A 20,733-nucleotide genomic window follows, 5' to 3' on the forward strand; every position below is an offset into this window, starting at 1 on the left:
GCATTAAAACAAGAAACGGGATATGGATGTTTACCTGCAGGATATTATGCCATCAACATTGGATCTGGCGGGTATTGATAAACCCAAATATATAGAGTTTAATAGTTTAATGAAAATGGCTAGAGGTAAACAAAAGGAAAGCCCTTATTCAGCTATTTATGGTTGTTACACAAAACAACAGCGGATGATACGCAAAGACGGTTTTAAGCTGATTGCTTATCCCGAGGCAAAGAAAGTATTGTTTTACGATTTAAAAAAAGATCCGCAGGAAATGAACGACCTTGCAGATGAGAAAGAATACCAGACCAAAGTAAAGCAGCTTTTCATCCAGTTGGTTAAATTGCAAAAGGAGATGGATGACGAGTTGGATTTGTCAGGTGTGTATCCTGAATTAATGCAATTATCTGATATTAAGCATGAATGGAGATATGTGCAGTCAGGATCAATCGCCCTTAATATTGATCCTGATTCAATCAATTTATCTTCCAACTTTCTTAATTTAGTTGGACTCACTCTAGATTTAACTAAAGGTATTGCTAGAGTAATAGGGAGCGGAAAAACACAAGAATAAGCTACCTCTGAAATAGTTGGGGTTGAAGTTAATAATTTCAGTTGCTCTATTTAAACGAATTCTTGTCATAAAATTATTAGGAGTTTACTCGGTGATACCTTTTGCTTTAGAAAAAAAAGAGCGTCTAATATTTATATAATTTGCACTCTCCAAACCAGGGTTTGATAATACAAATCACCCTTCTACATCCTACGCTATTCCTAACCGTCTCAAAAACTAGTCTCATAAATAAGTTTCACGGTATTGCATTAAAAGAGACAGTTATGAAGAATGTAATTCTCCATTGATTTTGTAGTGTTTTGACACTCTAAACCAATGTTTTTTCGTATCTTAGTACTTGTCAAAAGACCACAAATCAATACATTATAAGTCAAATTGCAGGTGTAAATTAAGTGTAACTTAGTTTGTGAATTTTGTTTAAATTGTTGATACATTACGGTTTATAGGGCGATTGATAAATCCTGTCATCCCGACAACTTACTCTTCAAAGAAAAACAAATGCTCGTAAAACCTACTGTTTACGGGCTTTTTTGTTTTTGGCCATATCAATTTAAACCAAAAAACACCAATGTAAATGCGACCTATTCGGTTACCCAGAGTTGAGAAAATTATTTAAATTTAAAGAAGGTATGACGGCTTTAACAATATCTTTTGGTCTGTTTTTTTCTGAAGAAACTAAAGGTAAAAGGAAGTAAAGTTCCTGTTTATTTGCTTATTACAGTGGATGGTAGGGGTTGTATAATTTTACTAAAGAGGTACATTAATCCAGAAAAATGGGATAATTGGAAAGGAATGCAAGAGGTAAAAGTGACGAGATTAGAATTTTTAATTCACAGTTGGAAAAAATTCATGAAGATATCGTTAACCGTTATCAGGAGCTAATGGCTTTAAAAAGTGTTTTATGTTGACGATGTGTGAAGAAATCCTGCTTTGACAAGGTATCGAATCTAAAATTCCTGTGGTGCTGGATAAAGCGATCACGATGCTGCATGAAAGGATTTATCTCGATAAAAACAGAGCATGGATCATTATCTGGAGGGCTGCCGACGGGACCAGTCCAAATAATTAATAGAAACAAAGTGTTGACCGATTTAATTAATCTGGCTCACGATTTACATGGTACAGGATTGGTCGTTCCTGCATTTGATAATTCACGTTTCAATCCGGATAATGTATTGGAGGTTCGTCATGAGCATTGCAAGTACAATAAAACAAGGCATTACTGAAACGAGGCATAACTTGTCCCGATTACTTTCAGGAGCATCGTTCTGGTGAGTTGAAGTGATGCAACGAAGTGTCTTGTTTTAAAGTAATTTCAATGTGTAATAGGATTTCTAATGTATATTGCGGGTTCAATGCGAAAAGCATTACGGTTAAAATAAAGATGATCTTTCCAAGGTAGTGGATGTAACTAGGTGTAAATGAATTTTAGTGATGGAATGTTCTCTGGCCTGTTGACTCTTCTGAAATGAAATGGGATGTGGCTAACGTCAAGCCATTGATATTTGCCGAATTTGGTTGTGAAAGTTTGTAAGGAAAAAAGGTGATGGCGAAAAGGTCTATTCGTGGAGTTAGGTAATCAGAAAAACCGGTATGAAAAGAATCGGGGCGTGTTTAAAAATATTCAAAATTTCTGAGGAACCACTCCATGGGCGCTTTTCGATTTTCGTTCACTTTATCGTCGTCACCCAAGCAATCAGGAAGGCTGGCACCAGAAAAGACTCTTGTCGGATAAAAGGCAGCACAAAAGGCAGGGGATGTGATGCAAGAGTATTATGTTGGGATTAATTAGAGAATAGATCTAATAGTTTATTCGATAATATACTATCTGTTTCCACTCGTTTCCCTATCGATGTACTAAAGGTCTGTCAGTATCAAGTGCACTTTGGTCTTGGATGACAATTTAGCCTTTGTTAATCCGATACTTTAATTATTCACATACACCTTTTTACCGTATCTGTTTACAGTACTTAAGCTTGTAAAACTAATGTTGTTGGTTTACTGCATTAATAATTAATGATATACTTGGTCGATTCATTGCTCCCATATTACACATGCTTTATTGACCCAAATAGACAGTGGCTTTTAGTTAATTCCTGATAGTTATTTTAAAGTTTGAATGATATAAATACGAGATAATTAGTTTTACTCGTTGCTGGTGTACTTATGGTCGTAAACGATATAGATTTTGCTCAATAAAAGCAACCCAACAAATTATGGTGGTTAATCCCGAGCCACCGTTACGATGCCATCCATGCATTTCTTAACAAAATGCTAATATACTATGAAATGAGTAGGTTGGGATATGTAGAATCACCCAACATTGGCCGCCTAACCAAGTAGGAGACTAACTTCTTAAATAAAAGGCATGAGTTGGATTGGGGATGGGAAGTTATCAGCCTGTGAACTCTATATGCATAAGCACTTAGATAATTTCGCCAATTATAATTCTCTTTTCGAACATCAAAAGTCACGCTTCGGTTTATATTATGCAGGCAATACAATCACCGAAATAATAAAAACACACTTGTTTTAAGGCAATAACCCCCTCTGAATATCCGGAAGGGGTTTGTATTTTTAGAACATTGAAAAATGAATCGATTAGATAATGAAAAAAGTCCTATTTGCCACTTTATTTTTTTTAGCCACCTACTTATCTGCCCAAACAGTTTTTCAAGAAGATTTTGAAAATTTGTCCATAGGTACCGACCTAAGCACACAAGGATATGTGTTGACAAAAGGCGATGCGTATACCGGCAATGTTACGTCTGTTGTTACAGAAAGTAATGGGAATAAATTTGTCCATATGGTAGCGGATGTAAATGCCGGTGCAAAAATGCAAATGGCCAAAACCATAAATGTAGAATCCGGTAAGACTTATTTGTACAGCTTGGATAGCAAAGGTCCTTTTAAAAGGCAGCTACGCGTATTGTCTACAAGTGACGATATAATAGCTTCTTCTGCAGATTATAAACCAGCCAACGATACCGAAGGACAAGAATGGAAAAACCTGGAAGTTAGCTTTGTTGTGCCTTATGGAGCTGCACAGGTAAAAATCGCCTTGTATCATTATTGGTCGGGAACGATTGATATAGATCATTTTAAAGTAGTAGAATCCATCCGGCAAACAGCTTACTATTTAAGCAGTTCAGAAGGGCATGATGATAATGCAGGTACCAAGGCGGAGCCTTGGCTTACGTTGGATAAAATTAGTGCCACCACCCTAATGCCAGGTGATACCGTTTTATTTAAAAGTGGGGATGAGTTTAAGGGACATTATAGTGTCAATGGTTCCGGAAGCGAAGATGATCCTGTTGTAATTACAGCGTATGGCGAAGGAGAAAAACCTATTATAAACGGACAGGTTGGAGCCCAAGCGGGTGGCGACTATCAGGAGGCGATCAGGATAGAGAATTGCGGCAACATAATATTTGATGGGATAGAGGTGAAAAACGACCGTTTGGTTGCCAGGTCCGGAGTAAAAGATACCGATGCCTTTGGTATTTCCATTCATAATAGCAGTGATAAAACCATGAAAAACCTGGTTTTTCGTAATATTACCGTCAGAGATGTTTTTGCCGTGCAGCCCATGCTTAGTCCCGAAGACTTTGATGCTATCCAGGTTTCCGGTATCAGGTTTACCAGTGCTAAAAATACTGTGGCCGGTAAGGAAAAAAACATCAACGGGGTTATTATTGAAGACAGTTATTTTACCAACCTACAGCGTTTAGGTATCCAATTTAGAGGAGGTGGAGGAAACGAAGGTATTGGCAACGATTCCATCAACCGTATCATGAATGTGGTTGTGCGTAACAATGAATTCTCCTATAATGGCGGAACAGCAGTGTTGCCCAATGGTACCTACAACTGCCTGATTGAAAACAATATTTTTGATCATCCCGGAGCATCTACAGACCCTCGCATGCCCGCTCGCGGTAGTTCGGTATGGAACTACAAGGCAATGAATACCGTGATACAGTATAACATGTGCTTAAGTACCCGAGGTTATCTCGATTCCTATGGTATTCATATTGATAAGCATAATACCAATACCTTTGTTCAGTACAATTATATGGACGACTGTATTGGCGGGTTTGTTGAAATTTTGGCTAACAATATAGATGCAGTTTACCGTTTTAATGTGAGTGTGAATAGTGGTTTTAGGTATACCGAAGGAGTTTCGGACTGGAAAGCAGGAAGTAGTACTGTTTATATTTATTCTGACCGATGGGTTGATAGTGGCTTGATGTTAAGCGATGGTGTATATGTATATAATAATACAGTAGTTATTGATAAGGAATTTACCACCACCTTTAATGTAGATGCCAAAAATATGTTTATTTATAACAATATTTTTTCATCCACCAATGGCGCTACTATGGGGCATTTGCAATTTTCAGTAAGAGACAATGACACCCCGTTTACAATGACCAATAACCTTTATGAAGGTAACGTTAATACCGAATGGGTAAACATGGATACCAATCCTGTAGAAGGCGATCCGATGTTTACAGGTACCGGTGCTGATAAATTGGCATATCAACTGAAGGAGGGTAGTCCTGCTATCGATAAAGGAACTAATATTACAGGTCCAGTAGTTATAAATGCAGGATATGGCGTTTTTAAAGATATAGCTCCTTATCCAACAGTCGATTTTTATGGAAATCCTATAAATCTGGAATCCGGGAAAGTAAACATTGGGGCTTATAACGGCAAACCAGAAGACGTTTCGGTAAATGATAATATATCCTCGCAAAACAATTGGTTGGTTTATCCAGATTCAAGCTGTTCTAAATTTCAAATTATTAGTAACAGCGATTATTCAGGAAAGTTAGAAGTTTCATTAATTGATTTGAGAGGACAAGTCGTTAAAAAAGAACGGAAAACAGTAAATCCTTCCAATCGAGAATTTGATATGAGTCTGGGTTCGGCTGTTTCAAGCGGAATTTATATCCTAAATATAAAAGGAGAAGGATTGTCGCATACTAGGAAGATGGTGTTACAAAGGTAGAAGGTAAAAATAAATACATCATGTAAAAAACGCTTCCCCGGCATAGAGCCTAATGCGATTAACTTTAAGAATGAACAATGTTTGTACTCTCTCATATTTCAATAAAGCCCAACGGGCTTATAGGACCAACATAGGGCATCGACCTATGGATAGCACCATGCAAATAACTGCCCCAATGCGGGCAAAAGCCAAGTTGGTTTGTAGGCTATTGAAACGGAGTGCTATTAGGGTTGACATCAAAAGTCATAAATATTTTGATCAAACTTTAAGTTGTAAGGCCTTATATATGGTTCTTCCTTTGGTCTTGAGACCGGGGGAAGTACCGCATCGCAGATGTGGGGATAGGGGTTACATGCATACCTGCTTTGCAAATTGTAAGTTCTGCAGTTAAGCAATATCAGTTTCGGACATCTTCTTTTGGAAAATTTAAAATACCCCCTTAATTAGCTTATTTTTATATACAATGTTTAACCTGAATCATATTAACCTGCATTACCTTGACCGAAGTACCTAATATTTTACCGCTTGTATAGTTTTTGATTAGAAATCAACAGCGGGTTTGCTACTACCTTTAATTACTTTTAGGATGTACTAAAACAATCTTTATTTCAAATATGGAAAAATCAAAAATCTCTACACTGGTTCTATTATTAATCAACATTAACATATTTGCCCAACCCGCTCTTCCCGAACTTGGTTACCGCTGGGTGTTAAACAATGAATGTTCGGATGAATTTGATGGAACCAGTGCATTAAATGAAACCGTTTGGCAAAATACAGACACGCGGTGGATTGGTCGTGAACCGGGACTTTTTACCGCCGAAGCAGTTACGGTGGGTGAAGGAAACCTGAGGCTGACTACCGATGTTTTTTCGGAAGCACGTGTAGTCAATGGAAAAACATGGACGCATCAAGGAGCACATGTACGTTCAAAAAACAAGGTTAAACTAGGTAGTTTTGTAGAATGTAAAATGAAAGCCAATAAAACTTTCATGTCGTCTACCTTTTGGCTGATTAATTATTCCAACGAAAGTACCGACTGTCAGCGACGAACAACAGAGCTGGATGTTCAGGAATGTATCGGTTACCCTGCTACGCATGCAAAAACAACCCAGATGGGGTCCAATACCCACAGCCGTGGAATACCGGAAACATGTGCACATATTCCGGCCGGTTCAAAAGGGAATCACGCAGAAACCAATGGTAAAGTCTACGATAATTATTTCACCTATGGCGTTTGGTGGAAAAGCGCTACTGAAATACTCTTTTATTTGAATGGTGAATATAAGTACACTATCAAACCTATAGCTAATTTCGATATTGAGATGTATATCAAGTTGGTTTGTGAAACCTACGATTGGAGTCCCGTTCCTGCTGATGGTGGAATGACTGGTACCTGGGAAGAAAGAACGACCTTTTATGATTGGGTACGAACCTATTCTTATTTACCTGTTGATGAACAAAGCGCGAGTGAAAGTAATAATGTTTTTTCTGAAGAGATAATGTTCTCGCAAAAGCCGACTTCATTGGAAGCTGACGCTTTGAGTTTTAATGTAAATTACCAAAGCAATGGCGACAATAAAATTGTATTGGAAATAAAGGATGAGCATGGATCCGTTGTTCTACGCAGCGAGAAGGAGCTTTATGCGGGTTACGGAAATCTTTTAATGGAAATGGAAGATTCGGAACTAAACGGAACTTATATTGCTGCAGTGTCTTTAATTAGCAATAGTGACCATTCTGTTTTAAATACAGCAGAGTTTAGTCTGAAAATCAACCACGATACGGCAGTGGGGAAATTAGGTGCTCAAACGGTTAGAATTGCCCCTAATCCAGCTGGAGAGGTCATGTTTATTAAAGGATTGGATTCTCCAACTGACTTTGAATTATATGCCATTACAGGTAAGTTATTAAATAGAGGAATAACAGGCGAAAAAGATTCTAAAATTGATATATCAGACTTGTCGTCTGGTACATATATCCTTCAATTAAAATCTGGTAACAATATCGCATCGCTGAAACTGATTAAAATATAATCTCAAATATTTAGATAATAATATTTTATGATCTTCCCTTTGACCATAGGCAAGGGGGAAGTACCACGTTAAAGAAGCGGGGATGGGGGGATGATAGTTGGATAACTTCAAATTATTCCTTCTTATTTCTTAATGATTATTTGTGTTTTCAATGCAATGGTGTTAAATCTTAAATAAAACCATGATAAAAAACTTATTAATTCTACTGACCTCTGTTTTACTACTTTCCTGCACGGAAACTAAAATACAAACACCTCCCAACGTAGTATTAATCTTAACCGACGACCAGGGAATTGGAGATCTGGGATGTCATGGTAACCCGTGGTTAAAAACACCCCATATCGACGCTTTTTACGATGAGGCGGTTCGCATGACCGATTTTCATGTTAGCCCGCTTTGTACCCCAACGCGTGCGGCTGTCATGACCGGGCAATATCCTATCAACAATGGCGCTTGGGCAACATTCAAAGGCAGAGATGCTTTAGCGGAAAATTGCCTAACCATGGCTGATATCTTTAAGCAAAACGGTTATAAAACCGCATTGTTTGGCAAATGGCATCTGGGCGATAATTACCCAACCCGTCCTACCGATTGTGGTTTTGATACCGCCATTCATCATTTAGCCGGAGGTGTTGGGGAACTGTCCGATTATTGGGGAAACAGTTACTTTGATGATGTGTATTATGTGAATAACGAGCCCCGGCAGTTTGAGGGTTATTGTACCGATATTTGGTTCAACGAAACCATGAAGTTTATTGATAAAAACCAAGACAAACCATTTTTTATCTATTTGCCTACCAATGCTCCTCACGACCCCTTAATTGTTGCCGAAAAATATGCTGTACCATACAAACACCTGGAGGGGGTTATAGATGCCAATTTATATGGCATGATTGCCAATATAGACGAGAATTTCGGGAAGTTCGACCAGTTTCTGAAAAAGAAAGACTTAGCTGAAAATACCATTCTCATTTATATGAGCGATAATGGAACCCGTTATGGTTATAATGGCAAATTGGGATACAACAAAGGTTATAGAGGAATAAAAGGAAGTAAGCATGAAGGCGGTCATATTGTTCCGTTTTTTATCCGCTGGCCCAATGGAAAAATACAAGGCGGAAAGGATGTCGGCGAGCTGGCAGCTCATGTTGATTTGATTCCAACCTTGGCAGGATTATGCGATTTGAAAATTCCCGAAGAAGTTAGGTTGGATGGAGTGGATTTTTCTCCGCTATTAACCGATAGCAACAAAAAACTTCCAAACCGTTCCGTGTTTGTTCACCACCGACAGGACTGGCGCCAACCCAAGGATGTAGATGAAACGTGCGTTCTAAAAGGCCCATGGCGCTTGGTGAATGGCACGAAACTGTATGATATCATAAAAGATCCCAAGCAGAAAAACAATGTGGCCCAATACTACCCCGAAGTGGTACGGCAACTGTTAAAAGATAATGCTTCTTTCCTAAAAGTCTCTAAAACTTATCCTGAATATAAAGAGTTGCCTGTGCAAATTGTCGGGAATGATGCTCAAACGGAAATCAAGCTAACCATTCAGCATGCTATTGGCGAGGATGGCGGAATTTGGAAATGTGAACAGGTGGCAGCAGGGATGAAAAACAAAAACAATACCCATGTTTTAAAAATAGAGGAAGATGGTGAGTATATTATTTCCTGTTGCAGATGGCCTAAAGAGTGTCCCGGTCCAGTGGCAGGCATTCCTGATGTAAACCCTAAAAACCGGTTTGACTATGAAGCCATCCATGCTAATAAAGTAAGAATTAAAATTGCCGAGCAGGTTTTTGAGAAAGAGATTGGCAAGGAGGATGAAGAGGTAATATTTAAAGTGAGTTTGAAGAAAGGAAAGACAATGCTGACCAATGACTTTGTTGAAGGGGAGGAAAGCTATGGTGTCTATTATACTTATGTTCGAAAATCCTCTAATTAAAAATGAGCTGAAAGCCACTTGACTTATCGCAATAGCCTTTCCCCAACTTGATTCGGGAATGAATACGAAAAACTCTGCGCTCAGTATATTCTGTTCGTAGTCCCCGCCTGCGCCGGGCAGGTATTATCTAATTTTTAAACAGAAACCGGCATGACCGGAGCAAATAATCAGGCCACACAGGTGGGTTATTATATATATAATACGGAATATCAGTGATATGATGATTTTTAAACAGATGAAATACATAATAATTTTATCATTGGGAGTAATCTTACTATTAGCTCAGTGTAAACAGTCAAACTCAAAAAAAATATTAGTTCCCAGGCAAGCCAATCAATATACATGCATATATAAACCTTCGGGGGATTATTTCTTTGGCCCGGATACTGAGCTGTTAAAAGAAAGCCAGTGGTACGACAGGTGGATCCCAAACGACCATTGCTTTATAAAAGCAGAGGATGGGAAATGGCATATTTTCGGAATTACACATCCTTATACAGATCCTAAAAAAGGGAATATTCATCAAGGGGAGTATGCTTCGTTTCATGCGGTGTCATCCGCTACGGCATTTCACGAAACGATTAGGGAGCATCATTATTCTGAACTACCTAAAGTACTTCCACCAAATGAGAGACCAGGTGAAATAGCGGCCAATCATGCCCCATATATTGTGAAAAAACAAGATTTATATTATATGGTTTATGGTCATAGCCCAATTCGGTTGGCTACCTCTACTGACTTATATAATTGGACGCCAAAAGGAAATCTTTTTGTTGAAGAAAAAGGGGCACGTGATCCTAATTTAATTTTTCATAAAGTAATCTATTATATTACCTATTGTTCCGATAAGTGTGTGCGGACGAGAATCTCAAAAGACCTTATCCATTGGAGTGATGCCAAAACCATTCTTACGACCAATAATTTCGATCCGGAATCACCGTCAGTAATTTTTCATAACAACTCATTTTATCTATTTGTATGTTCTTGGGAAGACGCTCAGTGGGACAGGGAAAACTTAATGGGTGCGTATACGCACAAAGCGCACGTGTATTTATCGGATAATATAAATGATTTTGGGATTGATGAAGAAAAGCAGATTACCATATTAAATTCTCATGCTCCCGAGGTATTTAAGGGTGAAGATGGACAATGGTATATTTCCAGTGTTGTTTATCCTGATATGGGTGTAAGTATTGATAAATTAACCTGGGAAGAAAAATTACAGTAATCTATGTGAATAGAAAAAACATTCAGAGGTTATATAATTGGATGTTCCCCTCTTTTTTTACATAAAAAGCCTCTTCCATTTTTTAAATATACAATAATTTGTCACCATACATTTTGAATAAATATATCAATCTCTTTATAAAAACAAATTCTACAAAAATGAAAAAGATTATTACGTTTCTATTATTGGTTTCAATATCAACGTACTTACTTGCTGACCCTCCAAAGCCGCCTAAAGGCAAGCGTTGGGTAATGAACAGGGATTTCTCCGACGAATTTAATGGTTCAGCTTTAGATACCTCCAAATGGCTCGACCATCATCCAACCTGGAGAGGAAGGGAACCTGGGTTGTTTATGCGCTCGCAAATATCAGTTGCCGATGGTTATTTGCAAATCAGAGGCGAAAAAATGGATAAGGATACCGTTATTCATGCTTATGGAAAGGACCTGACATATAATATAAAAGGAGGTGCTGTTGTATCCAAAAAGTCCGTTTTTCTGGGTTATTACGAATGTTGTGTGAAGGCAGCTGCAACAACCATGTCAACTACTTTCTGGTTTTCATCGGGGAAAGGATATGACGCTCCTAACGGTTGTGACCAATATGGACTGGAATGGGATATTCAGGAGTGTATTGGAAGAAACGGGGATTTCAAAGGAAGTTATTTTGCTAACGGTATGCATTCCAACTCACATTACTGGTATACTGATTGTGAAGGAGAAAAGCACGACTACAGGGCACCTCAGGTGAAATTTGAGGACAGGGATCTAGCCTCTAAGGATTTTCATGTATACGGAGGTTGGTGGCATGATGAAACCATGGCCAGTTATTACTATGACAACGGTGAGCCTAAGTACCAGAAGTTTTATAATAAAGTAAGCAAGAAACCCTTCGACCAGCCCATGTTCATGCGATTGGTATGTGAGACTTATCCCTTTCCTTGGATTTCTTTACCAAGCGATGAAGAATTGGCTGATACTGCTAAAAATGTGGTGCGTTACGATTGGGTTCGCGGCTATAAATTAGTAGATGCCGATGATCCAATTGGCACCGGAGAAACACCCCCCGAAAAAGAAATTAATCTCTATTATGAGGATGTGATGCTCGACGCTGCTACCATAGAAGCAACACCTAGTAAAACTTTGCAGATACCAGTATGCTACAAAGCCAACCAAGACCGGGAAATACATTTTACTTTAAAAGATGCGGAAGGTAAAAAGGTAGCATCAACTATGTTTACAGCCTACGCTGGTTATGCCAATAAAGTATATAATTTTAATCTCAACAAAAAGTTAAGCAAAAAAATACCCTATACCTTAACTGCCGATATCAGACCTGTTAACAGTGAAAAACCAAATATATTAAACGCAAGTACGGTTATCGTTAATGTGGTAGATTACTAAAACAATATTCAAGAATAATAAATGCCTGGTTATTCCGAATAGCCAGGCATTTTGTGAATGCATTTTGCGCATTTACCCCGCAATATGTGATGGTACCTTGATAAGCAGAACTATTTTATTACTGGTACTACCAATTTCGTTAGTTAAGTGGAAATGTTGCTAATTATTTGAATGTTTCTCTGTTTAGTGGAAACTGCGTGTAGGCTTGTCGAGGAGTAAAAGGCCAAAGGGGGTGTGAATTTCCGATTGTTATTTAATTCACAGAAGGGACTAGTCTTGTGTTTGATAAAACATTTGCTTCTGCAGAATTATAAGCAATGGAGAAGAGCTTTAGTCCATTATTATCAGGTCAAAATTATCATGGCAGCGAATACATCTTTAGTTATCTGAATAAGCAGCGAACCGTCAGGTCTAAAGAATATATGATAGATGGGAATGGTGGTATGCACTCGCAATGGTAATGTTTTGGATTGGAAGCCTCTGCCCGAAAATAAGGAGACAGAATGGATACGAGACGACTATTTAAGTAAGATTGAGCAATATCCCATTCCAAAGAAAGTAAAGTTCAGCAAGTGAACGTTTTGAAAAAGCCTCTCGGAATTTTATATGCCCAAGTTTTGATTCAGCCATGTTACTGGCGATCAAAGAACAAGACAAATGGATGAGCAATGTGAGCAGATAATGGAATTAAGTTGTTGATTATTAAATAAGTAATGAATATATAATATCATAAAATAATCGACAAAAAGACAATCTTATCCGTTTAGCTATTCTTTTGGTTTTGGCATTAGGTTGCCCCGAATGGATATAATATGCAGATTGTTCACAATCTCTTTGGTACGATAATCCGGCTAAAAGCCAGACTGATGCCCTACCTGCAGGAAATGGCAGGATTGTCGCATTGGATAATGGTGATCCAATCAATTCAGCGTTATTTCATGCCCAGTAGAAAAAGTTTTTTAACAGTTTGGCCCCCGGTTGGTATTAAATCAAAAAAAGGAGAGTCAGGAGAAATCGAATTGCTCGCGGATTCAGAAAGCTTTTTGCTGTATGAGATGAAAAATTTCTGGAATTCTTCCAGTAAAATGGTATTTGCTTCGGAAAGAATCTGCGGGTTACAATGGTAAGTTTTTTACGTTGCCAGGCCATTGCGGTATTTAGCAAGTTGGTTAAAGAATTGGGGAAAGCATTTTATCGCAATCAAAAAGAACTGGCAGAAGGAACAGAGGGTGTTAACTTTCATTCATATGCCTTAAACAAGGCAAAACTAATTTGAACCTATATAAAGTCAACCGGGTTTTATCTATGTTTGGACATGAGCTGACTCCAATATACTCTCGAGAGCTGAATGTTCGTTTTGACAAAAGGTTCGATGGCAGCTTTTTTGAACTTGGGAGTGAATTGCCATCCCCAGTGCGGATATACAGCTGTTGCCGAGGGCTGAAAAAAAGGATGGAGTAAATGTCCTAACTAATCAAGAAATTTTTCCTGTAACTGGCAGGTGAAATATTCGTGATTTGTTTAAATATCCTGGAAAAATGATACCTGTCTGAAAAACCACAACGGAAAGCAATTTCATCTATTGATTTATCTGAGTGATGCAGTAAAACACAGGCCTTGCCGATTCTTTTCTTTTTGACATATTTTTGCGGCGAACTGCCTATTTCTTGAGTAAATAATCGTGTAAATGCATTTGTTGCCAACTTGGCCTGGTTGGCTAATATAGTATTTGACAAGTCTTCGCAAACATTTTCTTCGATAAACCTTAGTGTTTTCAATAGCCTGGTATCCTCAGTAATTAAACTCCAACTTTCTTCTGGCAGAAAACTAAGCATATCAGTAATAAGAGATTGAATAACCAAGGTTGGGTAAAAGCTAAACTTGGTATGTTCGTAATTTAAGTGCTTTATGATAATGTCCAGTTTTTCTTTTATATGATCCGTCAATTCAAACGAAAATAAACCAGGTTTGATGTTGTCGTATGGGATTCCTAGATTGAAATGGATAAAAAGGTGAAGTATGTAATTGTTTTTAACGGGAAGTCCTGCATTCACACGATTGCCCTTTATCAAGAATCCAGAGTTAGGGATTTGATGATTATATAATCGAGTGGCGTATGAAGTATTCGGGGCAATCATTACAATTTTGTCGGGGGTTAATGTATATTCTTTACCTTCGTAGATAATTACACCTCCTTGGTAATTATTGTGATATATTCTCCAGAAGGGGAAGGATAGTTCCCCGAACTCCCAGTGTTGCAACCACCAATATCTGCAACAATGTAATTGCAAATCAAATCTTGGAAAATGCTGTGATATTTCTGAAGGATCGCCTTTGTCAGGTTTAGTTTTGATAAGTTTCATATTCGCGATGTTTAAAACAGATACAAATATAATATAAATAAACATTTTAAATTATTTAAAGGAAACGCATATTTGTAATGTGAATATTTCATCCAGCATTGAACTAAAGGATTATGCTGAGAACTATTGATAAATTAAGAATTAAAAAATAAGATAATGGCAAACAGGTTAATAGGAGATTTACCGAAAGTAGGAATCAGACCGGTAATCGACGGAAGAGAAAATGGAGTAAGAGAATCATTGGAATCACAAGTAATGGAGCTGGCGAAAGCAGCAGCTAAATTTATCGAAGATCATTTAAGGTTTCCAAGTGGAGAAAAAGTAGAATGTGTTATTGCTGATACTTGTATTGGAGGAGTGGCTGAAGCAGCCATGTGTGCAAACAAATTCAAGAAAGAGGGTGTAGGTGTTTCCCTTACCGTTACCCCTTGCTGGTGCTACGGTACCGAGGTCATGGATACAGACCCATTGTTGCCTAAGGCTGTTTGGGGCTTCAACGGAACGGAACGTCCGGGAGCTGTTTATTTGGCTGCTGCATTGGCCGGGTATACGCAAAAAGGATTACCGACTTTTGGTATTTATGGTCGCGATGTACAAGATGCCGGTGATACCAGCATTCCCCATGATGTTCAGGAGAAACTTTTGCGTTTCGTGAAGTCGGCACTTGCAGTTGCTCAAATGAATGGTAAGTCCTACCTTTCGCTGGGTTATAGTTCAATGGGTATTGCAGGATCCATGGTAGATACCAACTTTTTTCAGGAATATTTAGGAATACGCACGGAGTTTGTGGAATCCGTAGAAATCCTTCGTAGAATTGATGAAGGTATTTACGACGAAGAAGAATTCCAGAAAGCGCTAGCCTGGACCAAAGAAAACTGTAAGGAAGGTGAGGATAGAAACAAACCGGAAGAACAATCTGATCAGGCAAGTAAAGACGCTCAGTGGGAAACGGTAATTAAAATGACAATGATTTGTCGTGACATGATGGTCGGCAATCAAAAGTTAATAAATAAGGGCTTTAGAGAAGAGGGCTTGGGTAGAAATGCCATCTTAGGTGGTTTTCAGGGGCAACGTCAATGGACAGACTACCAACCTAACGCTGATTTCACAGAGGCCATATTGAATTCTTCATTTGACTGGAATGGAATCCGAGAAGCTTTTGTTTTTGCCACGGAGAACGACAGCTTAAATAGTGTAAGTATGTTGTTTGGGCATCTGTTAACCAATACATCACAAATATTCTCGGATGTAAGAACATACTGGAGTCCTGATGCGGTAAAAAGAGTTACAGGAAAAGAACTAAGCGGACTGGCAAAAGGAGGTGTCATTCATCTCATAAACTCAGGTTCTACCACCTTGGATGCCACAGCGCAACAAAAAGATGCCGAAGGTAATCCAGTAATGAAACCATATTGGGATATTACCGAGAAGGAAGCTCAAAGTTGTTTGGACAATACCGTTTGGCCACCGGCTGATCACGGTTATTTTCGAGGCGGAGGATTCTCTTCTTTATTCAAAACGCAAGGCGAAATGCCTGTTACCATGTGCCGTTTAAATATGGTAAAAGGAATGGGACCTGTACTTCAGATTGCGGAAGGGTGGACCACGGAACTGCCGGAAGAAATTCATAGTGTTTTAGATGAGAGAACCAATCCTACCTGGCCAACCACATGGTTTGTGCCCAGAACAAATGGAGAAGGAGCTTTTAAGGATGTGTATACGGTTATGGCCAACTGGGGGGCAAACCATGGTGCTATCAGTTATGGCCATATTGGAGCGGATTTAATTACACTTGCTTCAATGTTGCGTATTCCGGTTAACATGCATAATGTTTCTGAGGATAATATTTTCCGTCCAAGTGCATGGTCTGCCTTTGGAGAAGATAAAGAGGGCTCAGATTATAGGGCTTGTTCTACATATGGTCCGCTGTATGGCATAAAATAACACTAAAAACCAGATTACATATAAACAATGGACTTTCTTTAGGCAAGTATATCTCCAAAGGTACTAAGGTAAATTCTGATTCTTTTAGATCAAGAATAGGGAATTGATTTTTGTTCTGAAGAAAGTCCTTTTTAATCAACGATTCATGCAGGAAAAAGATATCGCCATAGTTTTTGATTGTGGTGCAACCAATGTTAGAGTAATTGCCATGGATAAACATGGTTCGATATTGGCTTCTCAATCAAAGCCAAATGAAACAGACGAAGATCCATATACTCCGGGCGGAAGGATCTGGGATCTGGACAAATTATGGGAGAAGCTTTGTGGTGCGGCCAACGTGGTTACTTCTCAAATAGATACTAACCGAATAGTTGGAGTTACGGTCACTACTTTTGGGGTTGATGGTGCCTTTGTGAATGAGTTGGGCGATCTTCTCTATCCGGTTATTTCATGGCAATGTGAGCGCACGGTATCTATCATGGACAACATTGAAAAATATCTTCCCCTGGAAGAAGTATATAAAGTTAGTGGGGTCTACCCTTATGCTTTCAATACCATCAATAAAATGATATGGTTTAAGGAAAACAGGCCCGAAATCATAGAGCAATCACATCGTTTTCTATTCATCCCTTCCCTGATCATTCATAAGTTAAGCGGTGTTATGCAAAATGATGCTACCATGATGGGTACGGCCATGATGGCTGATCTTGCGAAAAGAGATTTTTCCGAAAAGGTATTAAATGCAATTGGAATAGACAAAAAAGTGTTTGGCTCAATCGCGGAGCCAGGTGACAAGGTGGGAGAAATAAATAATGCTGCTTCAAATCTTACAAAAATTCCTGAAGGAACAGCGGTTTTTGTGGCCGGACACGATACCCAATTTGCCATTTTTGGTTCAGGTGCTCAATTAAATCAACCTGTGCTGAGTTCCGGTACCTGGGAAATATTAATGTCTCGAAGTACTTCTTTTACTGCTTCTGCCAAAGAGTTAGAGGGCAATTTAACCACCGAGTTAGACGCCGAACCCGGTATATTCAACATAGGACAAAACTGGTTGAGTTCTGGCGTGATGGAATGGTTTTCGAAACATTTCTATCCAGAATTAAATGGTGACGAACTTTATGATACCATGATTAAAGAGGCTGAGATAGTGTTGCCAGGAGCACAGGGCGTAATGGTGGATTCGACTTTTTACGATGATGGTTCAAGTACCAATAGCGGGACGATTACCGGTTTAACCATTAATACGAGCAGAAGTCAATTGTATCGAGCATTTCTTGAAAGCCTGGCGTTTAGACTTCGCGAGGGACTGGAAGCATTGGAAACGGCAGGCCAATTTAAGGCCGAAAAAATTATTTGTGTAGGAGGTGGTTCGAAAAACAGGTTGTGGAACCAGTTGCGAGCCGATATCTGTAACGTCCCTATTCAGTTAATCGACCAAAAAGAAACCACGGTATTAGGGGCATCTATGTTTGTGTTTGCCGGAGCTGGCGTGTATAAATCGGCCAAAGCAGCACGTAATAAAATATCTTATAATCCTCAGATTATTTATCCTTCCAATAACAGAAAAGTATACGATCAACTTTATCGTAACTATCTAAACTTTAAAAGAAATTAAAAAGACATGTCAACTCAAACAAAAGTTGTAGAAAAGAAATACCTGATCTCATTTATCCTTATTACCAGTTTGTTTGCCTTGTGGGGGTTTGCCAATGATATTACTAATCCAATGGTAGCTGCATTTAAAACAGTCATGGAAATATCCAACGCGAAGGCCTCCTTGGTGCAATTTGCATTTTATGGCGGCTATGCAACCATGGCCATACCGGCGGCACTGTTCGTGCAAAAATTTAGTTACAAAAAGGGAATTATACTGGGACTTGCCTTATATGCGACGGGGGCTTTGTTGTTTTGGCCTGCTGCTCAGTATCAGGCTTTTGGTTTTTTCCTGGTTTCGTTATACATACTCACTTTCGGATTGGCTTTTTTAGAAACTACATCAAACCCTTATATCCTATCCATGGGTAGCGAAGAAACCTCTACCAGAAGGTTAAACCTGGCACAAGCGTTTAATCCAATGGGATCTTTATTGGGCATGTATGTGGCTTCAAAAGTAGTACTGGCCTCACTGGAATCTGATAAGCAGCGAAATGCAGCTGGAGAATTAATTTTTTCATCGCTGGATGAAGTAACAAAAGCAACTATGCGCGCTAATGACCTGATGGTGATTCGCAATCCATATGTGGCTTTGGGAATCGTGGTAATTGTAATGCTTGTTGTTATTGCTTTCGCAAAAATGCCTCAAACAGGACATGCAACGCACATTCATCCGCTGGATTCTTTTAAACGGTTAATCAAGAATAAGACTTATCGCGAAGGGGTTATTGCACAAGTGTTTTATGTGGCTGCACAAATAATGTGTTGGACGTTTATTATTCAGTATGCAGATAATTTAGGTATCGATAAGGCCACGGCACAAATGTACAACATTGTGGCTATGGGAATATTTTTAGGTAGTCGTTTTATCAGTACCTTTTTAATGAAGTATGTTAATTCCCGTAAACTGCTCATGTTTTTTGCAATAGGCGGAATGTGTACTGTTAGTGGAGCTATACTTATTGAAGGGATGCCTGGTCTTTATTGTTTGGTTGCCACATCGGCTTTTATGTCCTTGATGTTCCCAACTATTTACGGTATTGCCTTGGAGGGAATTGGGCAGGATGCCACGTTGGGTGCTGCCGGTCTGGTAATGGCTATCGTTGGCGGAGCATTAATGCCTCCATTGCAAGGTACTATCATTGATATGGAGCAAGTGGGTTTTTTAGCAGCGGTTAATTTTTCGTTCATCTTACCGCTGATCAGCTTTCTGGTTATTACGATATACGCATATAGATCATACAAAACACAAAAAATAAATATTTAAAATAGAGACTATGTCTGTTAGAAATTTGAATTTATTACATCCTCGTGATCAGATTATAATGATCATCAACAGGATATACCAAAAAGGATTGACAACTACATCAGGAGGAAATATCTCCATTATGGATGAGAGTGGCGATATGTGGGTTACTCCATCAGGGGTAGATAAGGGTTCGCTAAAACCCGCTGATATCATGTGCGTAAAGGCAGATGGTACCATTGTTGGTCCGCATAAACCTTCTATGGAATATCCGTTTCATAAGGCGATTTATGTGGAACGTCCGGATATTAAATCGGTAGTGCATGCCCACCCGCCTGCATTGGTGGCCTTTAGTATTGTTCGTCAAATACCCAATACTAACGTAATTCCTCAGGTAAAACAAGTGTGTGGCCCCATAGGCTATGCTAAATACCATATCCCCGGGAGTAACGATTTAGGTGATTCGATCTCGGAACAGTTTAAAAAGGGATTTGACTCCGTGATCATGGAAAACCATGGCGCCGTGGTAGGAGGGAAAAACGTGATCAAGGCTTACGAACGTTTTGAAACGCTGGAATTTGCCTGTAGAACGCTGATTAATTCTAAGATCATTGGAGAACCAAATTTCCTTACCGAGGAACAGATATATTCTTTCAACAATCAAATACCAAAGGACCATCCTAAAATGGCAGAGGTAAGGTATTTTTCCGATGAAAAAGAGATACGTCAGCAGATTAAGGAAATGGTTCGTCGTGCCTGTGACCAGGGATTGATGATGAGTACATATGGAACCATCTCAGTTAGATGGGGGGTAAATGATTTTCTGATTACGCCAACCAAAGCTACAAGATGGGATATGCAGGCCGGTGATATTGTACAGGTCAAAGACGGGAAATGCGAACCCAATAAAATACCGAGCCGTTCAACTTGGTTGCACCAAAAAATATACGAATTACACCCGGAAATTAATGCCATTATATTAACACAGCCGGAATATCTGATGGCGTATGGTGTTACCCATAAGAAGCTGGATGTAAGGACTATTCCGGAAAGTTGGATCTTTTTGCAGGATATGGAGAATGTACCTTTTGGATCTCACTTTGCGAATAACGAAACAATCCCGAACCTGATATCCAAAGAAAATCCGGGCGTCATTATAGAAAATGATTCGGTGCTAATGACCGGGAGCTCTTTGCTTCAAGCATTCGACCGTCTTGAGGTGGCTGAGTTCAGTGCCAAATCATTGGTGATGGGAACTTCATTAGGTAACTTTGCCCCGATGGACGAAGGAGAAATTGAAGATCTGAGAAAAGCATTTTTTTAAAATAAC

Annotated in this window: 15 protein-coding genes; 14 read left to right on the plus strand and 1 reads right to left on the minus strand. The window is 39.0% G+C overall.

Annotation, left to right across the window (positions count from 1 at the left end):
• The first annotated feature begins 22 nt into the window (after positions 1-22).
• From ACRD64_RS13135 to ACRD64_RS13180, 10 genes are all read left to right on the plus strand, one after another.
• Complete coding sequence (locus tag ACRD64_RS13135) at positions 23-571, plus strand: sulfatase/phosphatase domain-containing protein (RefSeq protein ID WP_430933840.1); 549 nt, start codon at positions 23-25, stop codon at positions 569-571.
• A 651-nt stretch (positions 572-1,222) separates the two neighbouring features.
• Positions 1,223-1,453: a hypothetical protein gene (locus ACRD64_RS13140; RefSeq protein WP_430933841.1), complete on the plus strand. Its 231-nt coding sequence runs from the start codon at positions 1,223-1,225 to the stop codon at positions 1,451-1,453.
• Positions 1,454-1,560: 107 nt separating this feature from the next.
• Positions 1,561-1,797, plus strand: a complete 237-nt coding sequence (locus ACRD64_RS13145) for a hypothetical protein (protein ID WP_430933843.1) — start codon at positions 1,561-1,563, stop codon at positions 1,795-1,797.
• Between the two features lie 1,382 nt (positions 1,798-3,179).
• Complete coding sequence (locus tag ACRD64_RS13150) at positions 3,180-5,582, plus strand: T9SS type A sorting domain-containing protein (protein WP_430933844.1); 2,403 nt, start codon at positions 3,180-3,182, stop codon at positions 5,580-5,582.
• A gap of 614 nt (positions 5,583-6,196) precedes the next feature.
• Entirely contained in the window at positions 6,197-7,618 is a 1,422-nt protein-coding gene (locus ACRD64_RS13155; protein WP_430933845.1) for a T9SS type A sorting domain-containing protein, read from the plus strand.
• A gap of 181 nt (positions 7,619-7,799) precedes the next feature.
• On the plus strand, positions 7,800-9,563 hold the full coding sequence (locus ACRD64_RS13160) for an arylsulfatase (protein WP_430933846.1): 1,764 nt from the start codon (positions 7,800-7,802) through the stop codon (positions 9,561-9,563).
• Between the two features lie 235 nt (positions 9,564-9,798).
• Entirely contained in the window at positions 9,799-10,791 is a 993-nt protein-coding gene (locus tag ACRD64_RS13165; protein ID WP_430933847.1) for a hypothetical protein, read from the plus strand.
• A gap of 158 nt (positions 10,792-10,949) precedes the next feature.
• The gene (locus ACRD64_RS13170) at positions 10,950-12,194 is read left to right on the plus strand and encodes a hypothetical protein (protein WP_430933848.1); all 1,245 of its coding nucleotides are present in this window, start codon (positions 10,950-10,952) and stop codon (positions 12,192-12,194) included.
• Positions 12,195-13,060: 866 nt separating this feature from the next.
• The gene (locus tag ACRD64_RS13175) at positions 13,061-13,321 is read left to right on the plus strand and encodes a hypothetical protein (RefSeq protein ID WP_430933849.1); all 261 of its coding nucleotides are present in this window, start codon (positions 13,061-13,063) and stop codon (positions 13,319-13,321) included.
• A complete protein-coding gene (locus ACRD64_RS13180) occupies positions 13,315-13,470 on the plus strand; it encodes a hypothetical protein (protein WP_430933850.1) in 156 nt (51 codons plus the stop codon). Before ACRD64_RS13175 ends, ACRD64_RS13180 begins: the two co-directional genes overlap by 7 nt.
• 190 nt (positions 13,471-13,660) lie before the next feature.
• On the opposite strand, the gene ACRD64_RS13185 is transcribed toward ACRD64_RS13180, so the two are convergent.
• The gene (locus tag ACRD64_RS13185) at positions 13,661-14,557 is read right to left on the minus strand and encodes a helix-turn-helix domain-containing protein (protein WP_430933851.1); all 897 of its coding nucleotides are present in this window, start codon (positions 14,555-14,557) and stop codon (positions 13,661-13,663) included.
• Between the two features lie 156 nt (positions 14,558-14,713).
• Here ACRD64_RS13185 and ACRD64_RS13190 point away from each other — a divergent pair, with 156 nt between their 5' ends.
• From ACRD64_RS13190 to ACRD64_RS13205, 4 genes are all read left to right on the plus strand, one after another.
• On the plus strand, positions 14,714-16,501 hold the full coding sequence (locus ACRD64_RS13190) for an L-fucose isomerase (protein WP_430933852.1): 1,788 nt from the start codon (positions 14,714-14,716) through the stop codon (positions 16,499-16,501).
• Positions 16,502-16,646: 145 nt separating this feature from the next.
• Positions 16,647-18,119 carry an L-fuculokinase gene (gene fucK / locus ACRD64_RS13195; protein WP_430933853.1) on the plus strand — a complete coding sequence of 491 codons (1,473 nt, stop codon included), beginning with the start codon at positions 16,647-16,649 and terminating at the stop codon, positions 18,117-18,119.
• 6 nt (positions 18,120-18,125) lie between these two features.
• The gene (fucP, locus tag ACRD64_RS13200; RefSeq protein WP_430933854.1) at positions 18,126-19,424 is read left to right on the plus strand and encodes an L-fucose:H+ symporter permease; all 1,299 of its coding nucleotides are present in this window, start codon (positions 18,126-18,128) and stop codon (positions 19,422-19,424) included.
• A gap of 10 nt (positions 19,425-19,434) precedes the next feature.
• On the plus strand, positions 19,435-20,727 hold the full coding sequence (locus tag ACRD64_RS13205) for a class II aldolase/adducin family protein (protein WP_430933855.1): 1,293 nt from the start codon (positions 19,435-19,437) through the stop codon (positions 20,725-20,727).
• The last annotated feature ends 6 nt before the right edge of the window (positions 20,728-20,733 follow it).

Origin of the sequence: Saccharicrinis sp. 156 (genome assembly GCF_050589685.1) — a bacterium.
GTDB lineage: Bacteria > Bacteroidota > Bacteroidia > Bacteroidales > Marinilabiliaceae > Saccharicrinis.